Annotated in this window: 9 protein-coding genes; 1 reads left to right on the forward strand and 8 read right to left on the reverse strand. The window is 62.3% G+C overall.

Features of this window, described 5'->3' with window-relative positions; translation table 11 throughout:
* Window positions 1–9: 9 nt before the first annotated feature.
* From DMP11_RS02730 to DMP11_RS02740, 3 genes are all read right to left on the reverse strand, one after another.
* Entirely contained in the window at window positions 10–1,377 is a 1,368-nt protein-coding gene (locus tag DMP11_RS02730) for an ATP-binding protein (protein ID WP_123184968.1), read from the reverse strand.
* A 226-nt stretch (window positions 1,378–1,603) separates the two neighbouring features.
* Window positions 1,604–2,515, reverse strand: coding sequence for a UDP-N-acetylmuramate dehydrogenase (murB, locus tag DMP11_RS02735; protein WP_123184969.1), 912 nt, complete (start codon window positions 2,513–2,515; stop codon window positions 1,604–1,606).
* 290 nt (window positions 2,516–2,805) lie between these two features.
* On the reverse strand, window positions 2,806–3,708 hold the full coding sequence (locus DMP11_RS02740; RefSeq protein WP_123184970.1) for a serine O-acetyltransferase: 903 nt from the start codon (window positions 3,706–3,708) through the stop codon (window positions 2,806–2,808).
* A 202-nt stretch (window positions 3,709–3,910) separates the two neighbouring features.
* Between DMP11_RS02740 and DMP11_RS02745 the strand changes: the two genes are divergently transcribed.
* The gene (locus DMP11_RS02745; RefSeq protein WP_123184971.1) at window positions 3,911–5,335 is read left to right on the forward strand and encodes an amidophosphoribosyltransferase; all 1,425 of its coding nucleotides are present in this window, start codon (window positions 3,911–3,913) and stop codon (window positions 5,333–5,335) included.
* A gap of 334 nt (window positions 5,336–5,669) precedes the next feature.
* On the opposite strand, the gene DMP11_RS02750 is transcribed toward DMP11_RS02745, so the two are convergent.
* The 5 genes from DMP11_RS02750 to ftsH form a co-directional block, all read right to left on the reverse strand.
* On the reverse strand, window positions 5,670–6,959 hold the full coding sequence (locus DMP11_RS02750; RefSeq protein WP_123184972.1) for a hypothetical protein: 1,290 nt from the start codon (window positions 6,957–6,959) through the stop codon (window positions 5,670–5,672).
* A gap of 59 nt (window positions 6,960–7,018) precedes the next feature.
* Window positions 7,019–8,575 carry an MATE family efflux transporter gene (locus tag DMP11_RS02755; protein WP_235869372.1) on the reverse strand — a complete coding sequence of 519 codons (1,557 nt, stop codon included), beginning with the start codon at window positions 8,573–8,575 and terminating at the stop codon, window positions 7,019–7,021.
* A 190-nt stretch (window positions 8,576–8,765) separates the two neighbouring features.
* Window positions 8,766–9,611 (reverse strand): biotin--[acetyl-CoA-carboxylase] ligase, encoded by an 846-nt coding sequence (locus tag DMP11_RS02760; RefSeq protein WP_214647088.1) that lies wholly within the window; start codon window positions 9,609–9,611, stop codon window positions 8,766–8,768.
* A gap of 51 nt (window positions 9,612–9,662) precedes the next feature.
* Entirely contained in the window at window positions 9,663–10,997 is a 1,335-nt protein-coding gene (gene folP, locus DMP11_RS02765; RefSeq protein WP_123184974.1) for a dihydropteroate synthase, read from the reverse strand.
* 401 nt (window positions 10,998–11,398) lie between these two features.
* Window positions 11,399–13,699: an ATP-dependent zinc metalloprotease FtsH gene (gene ftsH, locus DMP11_RS02770; protein ID WP_123184975.1), complete on the reverse strand. Its 2,301-nt coding sequence runs from the start codon at window positions 13,697–13,699 to the stop codon at window positions 11,399–11,401.
* Window positions 13,700–13,735 lie beyond the last annotated feature (36 nt).

Genomic DNA, 13,735 nt, shown 5'->3' on the forward strand with positions numbered 1-13,735 from the left:
GGTTCGACGCTATAGCCACTCCCATGCGGGGACGATGTGGATACAGCCTGCTGGCGTCTGCACCTCTTCCCCTTCGTCCATAGTCACGATCCATGCCTCTTCAGTATCGAATTGCGGCATCGCCGCCTCCAAAGCTCGCATTTCTCGCTTGCGCGTTGAAGGGTCGGCGAGGCTGCATGACACCTGGACAAGCTTGACCCGCTCCAACGCCATCGCATCTCCAACCACAAAGTCGATTTCCTGGCGCTGGCTGCCCTCTCCCACGAATGCACGGGATATGGCACCTTGTCGCACAGAGGGCTTCTCTCGCAAAAGCTTGTTGAACACGGCCGTTTCCAAGCGCTGGCCCTTGTCGGAAGCCGGAGCCGGGGAAAAGGCCCCGAAAAGTGAGGGATCGGCGGCGTAAACTTTAGCCGAAGAGCGAGGATTGTCTGCCAGCGCAACGCCGTAACTCTTCACCGAGAACAGCAGGTAAGACTCCTCATAGTAGGACAGCAACCGCGATAGGGCCTCGCGCCCAATCGATACACGCCGGCTCTTGAAATCATTGTAGGCTTTGGTAAGGGAAAGCTCGCGCCCAGACGAAGCAAGACATCTTGCTAAAAACAAAGAGGCTGCCCGGGGATTCCCAACGTTATAGCGCTCCATCACATCGTAGTTCACTGTACGATTGGCATATTCCTGCAAAAGCTGGGTGGCATCCGATGGTTCCAGATTCTGGGCGGCTATGAACCCTCCCTCCGTCAAATACCGGCTCAATGCGTGGCGAAGCTTTGCCCGAACCTCGGAGGTTGCCCCGCCTTCGTCCCCTAATCCCCCCAACTGCCCGGCACCATACCCATGGAACCGAACAAACTCCGAAAAGCTCATAGGAAATATCTCGCGAGAAAGAGCCCGGCCGCGGAACTCACTGGCTATCTGGGAAGAAAGCATTTTAGATGAAGATCCGGTGACGTAAATTGTGGCAACCTGGGTATCGACCATGCGGCGCATGAACGTACCCCAGTCGGGTATTTCCTGAATCTCATCGAAGAAAAAGTAAGCTCCTTCGCTTTTTGCCCAAGGGTTCATGGCGTAGTAAGTCTCCACCACGTCATCCAGGACAGAGGCGTCATAGGGCTTTAGCCGCTCATCATCGAAATTGAAATAGAGAATTGACCGCAGGCTTTTACCGGCATCGAGGATGCGGTGCATTTCCTGGTAAAGGCGATAGGTTTTGCCACAACGACGAACCCCAACCAGCACCTTGACCAAATTCGCCCGAGCAGGCACCAAGGGCTCCCCCAGCGAGACATCACGCAAGAAAACGTCCGGGACGCCCTGCTCATAGAACTCCGAAAGCTTCTCCTGTACCACGGAATGAAAAGCGGATGCCATAATACCTCCTCGATAGTCATTTTAGATAATATAAATCTAGTCGCAAGATTCGACAAGATTTATTATATCTAGCAGATTTAGGAGGCTAGTTTTAGGGTAGATCAAGGAGGCGGATAAAAGGAAACAGATCATTGGCCATGGCGGCTCCGAAATGCTGACAAGCTACCAGTCCCTCATCACGCGTCCTCCTCGCGCAAGAGCTCGGGAAAGAGCAACTGTCAGTCAGCTACTCCCACAGGCGAACTTCGGGCTCTAGATCTACCCCGAACTGGGTCTTTACTTCCATTTGCACTTCAGCGATGAGAGCAAGCACGTCTTGAGCAGTGGCTCCTCCGGTGTTCACCACGAAGCCGGCGTGCTTTTCGGACACCTGCGCGCCGCCCACACGGCGGCCTTGGCAACCGGCGTCTTGGATGAGCTTGCCGGCGAAGTGGCCTTCCGGGCGCTTGAATGTGGAACCGGCGGAAGGCATCTCAAGTGGCTGTTTCTCTTCGCGGCGCCGCCGCAGGTCGTCCATGCGTGTTAGGATTTCGGCAGCGCTGCCCGGCCGCAGCCCCAGCGTGGCCTCCAAGATCACCCAGCCCTTCTCCATCATGAGGCTGTGACGATAACCGAACTGCGCCTGACCCACCGGCACCTCGAGGATTTCCCCTTCATCGGTAAGGCAGCGCACACTAACGCACACATCCGAGAACTGCCCATCATAGGCGCCAGCGTTCATGTAGGCCGCACCGCCGATAGTGCCCGGAATGCCGCAAGCAAACTCGTAGCCAGAAAGGCCGTTCTCGCAGGCAAAAGCCGCCACTGCCTCGTTGGTGGCCCCTGTCTGGGCGCGCAGCTCGCCCCCGGGCAGCACCTCAGCACCGGCGAAATTCTGCGCCAGCTTCACCACCACACCGGGCAACCCCTCATCGGGAGCCAACACGTTGGAGCCGGCCCCCAGCACGCGCCACGGCACACCGGCCTCGCGGCACAGCGCCACCACAGCTACTACCTGCTGCTCGGTGCGCGGCAACACCAGCCACTGGGCTGGGCCGCCAATCTTGAACGTAGTGTGGGCCGCCAACGGTTCGTCCGCCAGCACGCCATCGCTTCCTACAATTTCCGCAAGCTTCGAACCGAAACCGGAACCGTTCACGCAGAGACCCTCCCTATTGATAAGTCGCACCAAAAACAACGGTCGCCGTACACAAATTGCCAAAACGCCGTTTTTTTGACGCCCGTTGTCACGTTTTTGGGGTTTTGGCAATTTTTCGGGCCTCAAAGCCCCAGTTTTTGCCAAAACTCCAGTTTTTTGTCATAGATTAGTTGTTTTTCAGCAAATACAGTCTCTCAATCAGCTGTCATTTTGCCAAAGCGCCGATTTCTTGACAAAGGCTGTCACAAAAACGGCGTTCTGGCAATTTTCAAGCCCTTTGCGCCGTTTCGTCAATCCCGTTCGCCCGGTTGGCGCAGGGACACTTCCTGCGATTTCACCGACACGCGGGAATGGGGCGGTACCGAAGCGGTGACAAAGGCGGAACCGGCGATCACCGAGCCTTCGCCGATGACCGTCTCTCCCCCCAGCACGCTGGCGTTGGAGTAGATGGTCACGTTGTCCTCGATGGTGGGGTGCCGCTTCACGCCGGACAGCCGCTGGCCGCCGCGAGTGGAAAGGGCCCCCAGCGTCACGCCCTGGTACAGCTTCACGTTCTTGCCGATCTTCGTGGTTTCGCCAATCACCACGCCCGTGCCGTGGTCGATGAAGAAGTACTCCCCAATGTCGGCCCCGGCGCCAATGTCGATGCCGGTGCCGGAATGAGCCAGCTCGGTCATGGTGCGCGGCAGCAGCGGCACTTGCAGCTGGTGCAGCACGTGCGCGATGCGGTACACGTAAATGGCGTACAGCCCCGGATAGGCGAAAATCACCTCTTCCTTCGACTCCGCCGCCGGGTCGCCGTCGAAAAGCGCCTGCACATCGGTGAGTAGCGTGCGCTGGATGTCGGGCAACTGGTCGAAGAAGCGGGTGCAGATGTCGGCCGCCTGAATCTCGATGTCGGCGGTGCAGCGCCCCTGCTCATCGGTGTACTTTAGCGCCAGCACCACCTGTTGGCGCAGCACGCGCTCGATGTTCATCAGCATGTCGCCGATGAAATAGGTGGGGGTGGTGTAGGGCGAGAGCATCTCTTCGCCGAAGTAGCCGGGAAACAGTACCCGGCGGATGTCCTTCAGCATCTGCTTGATGATGGCGCGGTTGGGAAACTGGCGCCCCGGTTTGGTAAAGAAAATCTCATCGGCCTCGTAGTTTCTCTCGATAGCCGCCACGATGCGATCAAGGTTGTCTCCGAACATGGCCCGTCCTTTCTCGGTTTCGCCTATTGTTCCACATCCCCTGGCTTTCGCGCCCCACGTTCGCCCGAAAACCATGGCCGCGGAGGGCAGAGGCGCGCGATGGACGCGACGGGGCGCTATACTGAAGCGGTAATACCAAGGGAGAAAACGGGAGCAGCGCAAAAAAGGGCGCAGTCTCCCGTTTCAAATTCACGGAGGTACCATGGGCGGCTTCTTCGGCGCAGTTTCCAAGCGCGACGTTGTATTGGACGTGTTCTTCGGCGTTGACTACCACTCCCACCTGGGCACGCGCCGGGCGGGGCTCATCTTCCACGAAGAGGAAAAGGGCTTCCAACGGCAGATTCACTCCATCGAGAACACGCCGTTTCGCAGCCGCTTCGAGGACGATCTGGCGAAGTTCGCCGGCACCAGCGGCATCGGCTGCATTTCCGACACCGACCCGCAACCACTGCTGGTGCGCTCGCACCTGGGCGTCTTCGGCATCACCACAGTAGGGGCCATCAACAACGACGAAGCCCTGGTGGAGCGCTACTTCTCCGGCAACGACAGCCAGTTCATGGCCATGAGCTCGGGCAAGGTGAACTCCACCGAGCTGATTGCCGCACTGATCAACCAGAAGGATACCTTCGAGGAGGGCATCCGCCATGCCCAAGAGCTTATCGACGGCAGCTGCACCCTCATGATCATGACCGAAGACGGCACCCTCGTTGTGGCCCGCGACAAAATGGGCCGTCTGCCGGTGCTAGTGGGCAAAGACGGCGACGGCCACTGCGTGGCGTTCGAGTCGTTCGCCTACCACAAGCTTGGTTATGAGGACGCCTACGAGCTGGGGCCCGCCGAAATCGTGCGCATCACCCCCAGCACCATCACCACCACCTCCCCCGCCGGCGACAAGATGAAAATTTGCGCCTTCATGTGGGTGTACTACGGCTACCCCAACTCCAACTACGAGGGCGAGAACGTGGAAGTGATGCGCTACCGCAACGGCGCCATCATGGCCCGCGACGATCGCGAGCAGGGCTACATGCCCGAGGTGGATTACGTGGCCGGCGTGCCGGACTCCGGCGTGCCCCACGCCATCGGCTACGCCACCGAAAGCGGTATGCCCTTCGGCCGTCCCTTCATCAAGTACACCCCCACCTGGCCCCGCAGCTTCATGCCCAGCAACCAGGACGTGCGCAACCGGGTGGCGAAGATGAAGCAGGTGCCTGTGCCGGAGCTCATCCAAGACAAGCGGCTGCTGTTCGTGGACGATTCCATCGTGCGCGGCACCCAGCTGCGGGAAACGGTGGACTTCTTGTACGAGTCGGGTGCCAAGGAAGTGCACATGCGCAGCGCCTGCCCGCCCATCATGTACTCCTGCAAGTATCTGTCCTTCAGCTCCAGCAAGTCCGACATGGAGCTAATTGGCCGCCGCGTGGTGGATCAGCTGGAAGGCGAAGAGGGGCTGGCGCATCTGAACGAATACGCCGACAGCGCCACCGAACGGGGCCAGTGCCTGCTGAAAACCATCTGCGAGGACATGGGCTTCGACTCGCTGCGCTACCAGAGCCTGCAGGGCATGCTGGAGGCCATCGGCATCGATCCGGAAACCGTGTGCACCTACTGCTGGAACGGCGAAGAATAGCGCGTGCGAACCATTCGCGGAAGTGACCAGGGGGTGCAGGGAGACCTGTGCCCCCTGTTTTTTTGGGAGAGAGCAGTGGGAGCGGAGACGCGGGCGCAATACCGTCCGCGGAATCGGGGCCTAGGGGCGCCGCTTAGGCAGAGATAGAATCTCTGCCCTACGATTTCAGGCACATGCAAGTAGCGAAAGCAGGGCCTAGGGGTCCCGCGCGCAGTTCCGCATGAGCCGAAAGCGCCAGTGGCGCTTTCGTGCGAGCCCAGGACTGTTTGAGCACGGGCGCCCCTGGGCCCCGCTTTCGCGGGCGGACGGGGGCACCCTCTCGGCTACAGCGCCTCTACCCCACCACGGCAACGGCCAACAGGCCGTCTTCGGTTTCGTGGAACTGCAGCGGCACTTGCTGCCCCTTCGCCACTCCCAAATCGGCCGGCACCTCGGTGAGCAGCGTGGCGGCCACGTCTTGCCCGCCCATGCCGTCGATGCGCAGCCAGGCGCTCGCCGGCCGTTCCACGGTGTTGCTGGCCACCAGGGCCCGCACCCAGTCCGGGTGCTGCGGGTGGCGCAGGCCGTCGAAGAAATCCAGTTTCCGCAGCTCATAAAGGTACGGATCGGCCGGGGAGGCCATTTGCTCCAGCCGCGTGATGGTTTCGCCGAACTGCCCCACGCTGCCGTCCACTACCTCGGTGCCCAGCGTGACCTCCAGAGCCGTGTAGGGCAGCATCAGCGCCGTGCCCTCCAAATCGTTGGCCAGCTGATAGCCCCCCTCGGCAAGGCGGGCCGACGATAGCACGAACAGGCACAGCCCCTCGTCTTCGTCGATGATGCCATAGGCCAACGCATCCGGGTAATCCGCCGCGCCCAGTTCGGTGCCTTCCGGCGCCGACGCGCGCACCATGTCCATGGCCCCCTGCAGCAGGAACAGCTTCCCCGCTATGGCGCGGAAGGGCAGCTCGTGCATTCGCACCGCGCGGCTGCGCAGCTCTTCCCCGCTCTCGGCGCCGCCGTCCACCACGCACCCAATGGCGCCGGCGGTCAGCTGCTGGTATTCCGCATCCTGCAGCTCCACAATCACCGGCGCGGCAATTTTGTCCTGGAAGCGCTCGCGGGCGGTGTCCACCAGCGGGTGCTCCACCGCCGGCACCTCCGCCGTGAACAGGCGCCAGCGCTCGTCGTCGGGCAGGTGCAGCAGCGTTATCTGGGTAACTCCCTCGAAGGGAAACACGTCGATCATCTTGAAGTGGCTGCCAGCGGCCGCCTGCATGAGCCCCCAGCGCATGGCGCCCGGTTCCTCCTCTTGCCCCGGCAGCTCGGCGCCGGCAGACACCAGATCCCGCAGCGACGGGGCCTGGTCTTGCGGCTGGGCTTCGAACTGTTGGGCCGCCTCCGCGCCCAGATCCTCCATGTGGTTCGACATGATGGCGAAGCGCACGTTGCCACTGGGGCCCAGCACTCGCTTGGTGGCACACAGCGGCTCGTCCACCCGCAGCACCTGCCCCACCTGATAGGCGGCCAGCTGCTGCGACTCCAACGTAGTGTCGCGCACAAAGATGCTCAGGCCCGGCACCATATCGTCCACCGCCCGCTGCAAATACCATTGGGGAACGTTCGCAATATCCAGCTGCGCCATGGCAGTCCTCCTTCAGGAATACGGTTCGTTGATTGCCACCATGGTAAGCCAACAGTGCACTATGCGCCAGTTGGCCCCTTCCCCATTACCTGCTGCATGCGCTTCAGGCGGCGCAGCTCGAACAGCACGAAAATGGCCGTTACGAAGGCGGACAGGAAATCCGACACTGGCGTGGCGAAGTAGAGCGCGTCCAGCCCGTCCAGCGTGCTGCCGGAAAGGCCCGGCATGAGGTGGGGCATGAAAAACAGCAGCGGCACCAAAAAGATGATCTGGCGCGTAAGGGTGAGGAAGATGGACTTCGCCGGCTGCCCCGTGGCCTGGAAGTAGTTGGCCGACACAATTTGGAAGCCCACGACGAAGAGCATCAGGAACTGGATGCGCAGCGCGAAGGCGGTGAACTCTACCAGCTGCTCGCTGATGCCGAAGGCGCCGGCGATGACGGCGGGGAACAGCTGGATGAACAGCCACTCCGCACAGGCAATCACCGTGGCGCCGGCCACCCCCAGCCCATAGATTTTCCGCACGCGGCCGATGAGGCGGGCGCCGTAATTGAAGCCCAAAAGCGGCTGCAGCGAAACAGCAACGCCAATGATGGGCATGACGGTGAACATGCCCACGCGATTCACCACACCGATGGAGGCCAGCGCATCCTCGGCGCCGATGGGGCTGAGGGCGCCGTAGCGCACCAGCTGGTAATTCAGCACGAAGTTCACCACCGCAAGCCCCGCCTGCACGGCGAAGCTGGGGAAACCGTAGGCTAAAATGGTGCCGATAACCCTGAAGTTTGGCCGCAGGTAACGGCCGCGGATGCGCATGGGCACGCTTTTCCCGAAGATGAAATAGCCTAGCACCGCCGCGCAGGACATAGCCTGGCCGCACAGGGTGGCAACAGCGCTGCCCACCACGCCCCAGTCCAGCACCAGCACGAACAGGTAGTTGAAGGCAGTGGCTCCAATGAGGCCGATGACCATGGTACCCAGCGCCATGTTGGGAGCGCCGGAGGTGCGGATGAAGTTGTTCACCCCCATGCTGAGGCACTGCAACACGAAGCCGAAGCACAAAATGCGGATGAACGACGCCGCATACGGGCGCACGTCGTCGGTGGCGCTGGAAAGGGTGAGCAGTCCGTCGAGCACCGGCGGACACGCGGCCATGGCGGCCACCAGCACCCACAGCACCAGGCACAGCGTCACCACATTGCCCAGGGCCACTTCCGCCTGTTGCCGTTTGCCCTCCCCCAGCCGCAGGGCCGCCAGCGCGTTGCCGCCGTTGCCCACCAGCATAGAGAGGGCCATGAACACGATCATGATGGGGTTGGCCACCGTCACCGCCGAAAGGCCAATCTCCCCCATGGCGTGGCCCAGGAACATGGAGTCGATGATGTTGTAAGAGCCGTTCACTACCATGCCCACCACCGACGGAATGGCGAATTCGGTAATCAGCCGCGGGATGGAAGCGGTGCCCATGCGGATCACCTTTTCGTTGCCTCCACGGGGGCCAGTGGCCGCGGGCCGGCTAGAGCCGGAAGGTGCTTCGCCGTTTGCGGGCGCCGCCGTGCCCTCGGCCGGCTCAAGGCCGTCCGAGGGCACAAGGGTATGGGGCTGTTGCGTACTCATATTTAAACCTCTTCTGGAGTGAAACCTCTCCATAGTAGTGCCCCGCACCTGCACGCTGGCCTGTCTTTTTTCCACAGTGGGGAGATTATTCGCAAACGGACACCATGCAGACACCTGCACCGCCAGATAAAGCCGGAGCAAACGGGCACCCCCAGGGCAGAGGGCCTGAACCGCCCGCCCGTTCAGCGCCTTAGAGAATATGAGCTTCGCCGAAACCCATCGCGCGGGAGCCGTCGGCGGTGAGCAACAACAGATTGCCGGCGGCATCTACGCTTTGTACTGTTCCGCAAGCCAGCGGGCGGCCTTGTACGTCCACCATTTCCACCCGCTTGCCCATCAGAGGGTTTTCCTGGGAAAATGCCGCGACGAAGGGGGCGAACCCTTCCGCCAGCCACTGGGTATAATGACAGGCGAACTGCCGCAGCACCGCATGGGCCACCTCGTCCACTGCCTGCTGTTGCTGGCAGGTGTGGCCAAAGCCCAACTCGGCCAGGTACAGGGGACGGTTGCCGGAGACGGGCGACGGGAAGGCCGGGGACAGCACGTTCACCCCGATGCCAATGCAGATGCCGCCGCCGTGGGATTCCAGCGAAATGCCGCACATCTTGCGCAACGCCGCTTTGTCGAAACGCTCTTCGACGGCAAGGGCACCGCCATCCGCGTCGGCCGCGCCAGTCGCATCGAAGGCGGGCGGCTCCGAAGCGCCGCCGTCGTACACCACATCGTTGGGCCACTTCACCACGATGCGCCGGGCCTCCTTGGCCACCACCAAACTACGCAGCGCTTCCCGCACCGCCAGCCCCGTCACCAGGCTGAGAGTGGGCAGCTGAACAGGCGGCACCTGCGGCCGCAGCAGCAGCGAGAGGTACATGCCGCCCTCCGGGCTGGCCCAGCCGCGCCCCTGCCGTCCATAACCGCCAGTTTGGCGTCGCGCCTGAATGGCCAGCCCCTCCGGCTGCCCGTCTTCGAGCGCCCGCTTCACCACGCTGTTGGAAGAATCCACCTCTTCCAGCACCTGGAGACGAAAATCCAGCAACAGTCATCCTTTCCTTTGAGCTCACAGGGAGTTAGGGGGCGTGTCGGGGGGCTACTCCCCTGCGCCGGGGCGCTGCAGCCGCCATGCGCGGCCCAACCGCTGCTCTTCCAGCACCGCATCCACCGCCGTGCCGTCCGCCAGCACATGCCCCGGCAAAATGTCCTGGATCGGCTTCACCACAAAATCGCGCTCGACAGCTCGCGGATGTGGCAGTGTCAGCTGCGGCGTGTCCACCACATACATCTGGTAATCCACGATGTCCAAGTCAAGCGTGCGCGGACCGTTCTCGATCTCCCGCACGCGGCCCAGGCTGTTCTCAATGGCGTGCAGGCAGGGCAGCAGCTCCTTCGGCGGCAGCCCGGTGCGCAGCAGCACCACCGTGTTCACGAAATCTTGCTGGTCCTCGTAATAGGCGGCCTTGCTTTTATAGAAGGGGGCGATGTCGATGATTTGGGAGTCTGGCAGCAGGCACAGCTGGCTAATGGCGTGGTTGAGCTGGGCCACCTTCCCTTCGTCCTCTTCGCCCGGCTCGGCCACCAGGGCCACATTGGCCCCCAGCCCCAAAATGGCGAAGGGGCGCAGGCCGCGCAGCGCCCCGGCCGTCGCGGCCACATTGTGGGTGCGAATGACCGTGGCCCCCAGCTCGGCCGCCATCAGCGCCTCAGCCGCAGAGGCTTCATCGCGCTCAATCGGGTCGTCGATTTTGTAGGCGTAGCCAATGAAGCTTTTGCGGGACAACGCCGCCATCACCGGGTAGCCCAAATGGCGGAACTCCTGGAAGTTGCGCACCAGCTCGATGGTCTGCTGCGGGGTTTTGCCGAAGCCGGGGCCTGGATCCACGCAAATGCGGGCAGGCGCCACCCCTTCTGCCTCCAGGCTGGCTGCCGCTTGGGCCAGGTAGTCGCGCACCTCGTTCACCACATCGGCGTACTGGGCCTGGGACGCCATGGTTTCCGGGGTGCCCGGCATGTGCATCACCACGCAGCCGAAATCCCCCGCCGCCGCCAGCGCCCGCATGGCCGGGTCGCGAAAGCCGGAAACATCGTTCACGATGGAGGCACCGGCCGCCACCGCTTTCGCCGCCACTTCCGCATGGCGCGTGTCCACGGAAACGCACACCCCCTGGCGGGCCAGCGTTTCCACCACCTGCCCGATGCGGGCCCACTCCTCCTTAGGCGCCACCGGGGCGGCGCCGGGGCGGGTGGATTCGCCGCCCACATCGATGATGTGAGCCCCCTCCTCCAGCATTTTGAAGGCATGGGACAACGCATCGGCCGGCTTGAGGTAGCTGCCGCCGTCCGAAAAGGAATCGGGGGTGATGTTCAAGATGCCCATCACCACAGGCACGCGGGTGTCGAATTCAAAGGTGGAACACTTCCAGAACATAAAACGCCTTTCTGCCGTTGGTCTACCAAGGGTAAACCAGACAGGCCCTGAGAATTCCCGATGAACGGCAGGCGGAGAAATAACGCATCGGGCAAGCCGTCTGCCAAGCACGTGTTAAATGGGCAAGTAAAGCAGTAAGATTAGGAAGAGATGGAACCTCTTCCCCACGAAACCATCCGCCGCTCAACGCAGGCTTCATTGCCCCCTCGTAGATCCGGCGTGCGAGCGAGGCATGTGACCCATAGTCGCCCTGAAGGCCGGCTGAGCGTACCTCGGTACGCGAAGGTAAGGCATAAAGGGCAAGGGCGGGTGGCCGCAGTGCGCTGCAACGCCGAATAGTTCCGGTTGCCGCCAGGCCAGCAGAACAAGAAAGCCCCCGTTTCCGGGGGCTTTCGACGGTGCTACTTCTTGTCTTCGCCATCCGGCGGCGCCGGGGCGTCGGGGGTGGAGTCCATCACGTCCTCGCGGTGAATCTCCGTGTCCACCTGCGCCTGAGTGGGCATGTCACTGGGGTCGGCGTCTTCCGCCGCCGGGCGGAACGGGCCGTTGGCGTCTTGGTCGCCCGGCTCCACCTCGGCTTCGCGCCAGTTGGGGTTGGCCAACTGCTCGTCTTTAGCGCGGGCCGCCGCCTCTTCCGCTTCCTTGGCGGCTATGATGTCACCTTCGCGGGCCAGGTACTCGTCCCACTTGTTGTCCAGCAGGGCTTCGCAAGCCTCGCCTTCCACCGTCTCACGCTCCAACAGCACGCTGGCCATCAGGTCCATCTGGTCCTTGCGGGCGCTCAGGATGTCGTGGGCGCGGTCGTGGGCTTCCTTCATGATGATGGACACCTGCTCGTCGATGCGGCGGGCGGTTTCCTCGGAATAATCCTGAGTGTTGCCGTAGTCGCGGCCCAGGAACACTTCATGGTTGGGCTGGCCGAACACCTGAGTACCCAGCGGGCTCATGCCGTACTGGGTAACGATGGCCCGGGCCATCTTGGATGCGCGCTCCAGGTCGTTGGAAGCGCCGGTGGTGATATCGTCGCAGAAAATCTCCTCCGCCACACGACCGCCCATGAACACCGCCAGCTCGTCCTTCATCTCGCCCAGGGTGTTCAGCACCTTGTCCTCGTCGGGGATGGACAGGGTGTAGCCCAGCGCCCGGCCGCGGGAGATGATGGAAATCTTATGCACCGGATCGGCGTGGGACAGCAGGTGCCCCACCAAGGCATGGCCGCTTTCGTGGTAGGCGATGGTGTGCTTGGTCTGCTCATTCAGCACGCGCCCCTTGCGCTCGGGGCCGGCAATTACGCGCTCCATCGACTCGCTCACTTCGCGCATGGTGATGATTTTCTTGCCGCGACGGGCGGTCAGCAGCGCGCTCTCATTCATGAGGTTGGCCAGGTCGGCGCCAGTGAAACCGGGGGTAATCTTCGCGATCTTCGCCAAATCCACGTCGGAGCCGATGGGCTTGTCCTTCGAGTGCACCTGCAGAATCTTCTCGCGCCCCTTCACATCGGGGGTGTCCACCACAATTTGGCGGTCGAAACGGCCGGGGCGCAGCAGCGCCGGGTCCAGCACGTCGGAGCGGTTGGTGGCCGCCAGCAACACTACCGAGTCGTTGCTCTCGAAGCCGTCCATTTCCACCAGCAGCTGGTTCAGGGTTTGCTCGCGCTCGTCATGACCGCCGCCCAAACCGGTGCCGCGCTGGCGGCCCACGGCGTCAATCTCGTCGATGAAGATGATGGCCGGCGCCGCTTCCTTGGCGTCCTTGAACAGGTCGCGCACGCGGCTGGCGCCCACGCCCACGAACATTTCCACGAAGTCAGAGCCGGAGATGCTGAAGAACGGCACGCCCGCCTCGCCGGCCACTGCGCGGGCCAGCAGCGTTTTGCCGGTACCGGGAGGGCCCACCAGCAGGCAGCCGCGGGGGATCTTTGCCCCCATCGACTGGTATTTGGCGGGATTGGCCAGGAAGTCCTTGATTTCCTGCATCTCCTCCACCGCCTCGTCAACACCGGCGACGTCGGCGAACTTCACATCCGGTCGCTCTTCCAGGGTTTTCTTCGCCTTGTTCTTGCCAAAGCTCATTTGGGAGTTGTTGGCCTTCTGCATTTGGATGAAAAAGAAGAACAGCAGCGCGCCGATTATGAGAATTGGCAGGATAGAGGTGAGCACCGCCAGGAAGGGGTTGGGCAGCTGGATTTCGTACTGGATGTCGGGATGGGCCGCCATCATCTCCCCCAGCGAGTCGGAACCCACGTAGGTGGAGGTGAAGTTGTGCAGGTTGCCCAGCTGAGCCGGCGACAGCGCCTCGGTGGCCACGCCCCCCAGCGCCTTGCCGTCGGGCCCCTTTTGGGTGGCCATGCGGGCATTCAGCGCGTCGAAGGCGCCGTTGAACGCATCGGCCGCCGAAGCGCCAGCAGTAGCGGCCGGGTAATAGGTGCCGGAAACGGTGTAGTCGCTGGCGGCGTACACCACTTTGGTCACGCGCCCCTGCTCCACCGCCTGCACGAACTCGGAAGTGAGCAGCGCATCGGTTTGCATGCTTTGCTGCTGATTGAAGCTCATGAACTGGCTGCCCACGAAGAAAGCCACTATCAGGCACAGAATGATGGAAATGACCGTGGTGCGCGAAACCGGCGGTTGTCCCGACGGGCCGGAAGGATTGCCCTTCGGCGCCGGTGGTTGCGGCGATTGGTTTTCGTTGTTATCTGCCATGATTGATCTGCCTTTGCTCAAATACCCAGTTGCAAT

This window comes from Parvibacter caecicola, from assembly GCF_003725335.1.
Taxonomy (GTDB): Bacteria; Actinomycetota; Coriobacteriia; order Coriobacteriales; family Eggerthellaceae; genus Parvibacter; species Parvibacter caecicola.

Coding starts and splice junctions, on each gene's coding strand:
- ftsH (WP_123184975.1), bottom strand. CDS start 13,699: ATGGCAGATAACAACGAAAACCAATCGCCGCAACCACCGGCGCCGAAG.
- DMP11_RS02750 (WP_123184972.1), bottom strand. CDS start 6,959: ATGGCGCAGCTGGATATTGCGAACGTTCCCCAATGGTATTTGCAGCGG.
- DMP11_RS02730 (WP_123184968.1), bottom strand. CDS start 1,377: ATGGCATCCGCTTTTCATTCCGTGGTACAGGAGAAGCTTTCGGAGTTC.
- DMP11_RS02740 (WP_123184970.1), bottom strand. CDS start 3,708: ATGTTCGGAGACAACCTTGATCGCATCGTGGCGGCTATCGAGAGAAAC.
- DMP11_RS02755 (WP_235869372.1), bottom strand. CDS start 8,575: ATGAGTACGCAACAGCCCCATACCCTTGTGCCCTCGGACGGCCTTGAG.
- DMP11_RS02745 (WP_123184971.1), top strand. CDS start 3,911: ATGGGCGGCTTCTTCGGCGCAGTTTCCAAGCGCGACGTTGTATTGGAC.
- folP (WP_123184974.1), bottom strand. CDS start 10,997: ATGTTCTGGAAGTGTTCCACCTTTGAATTCGACACCCGCGTGCCTGTG.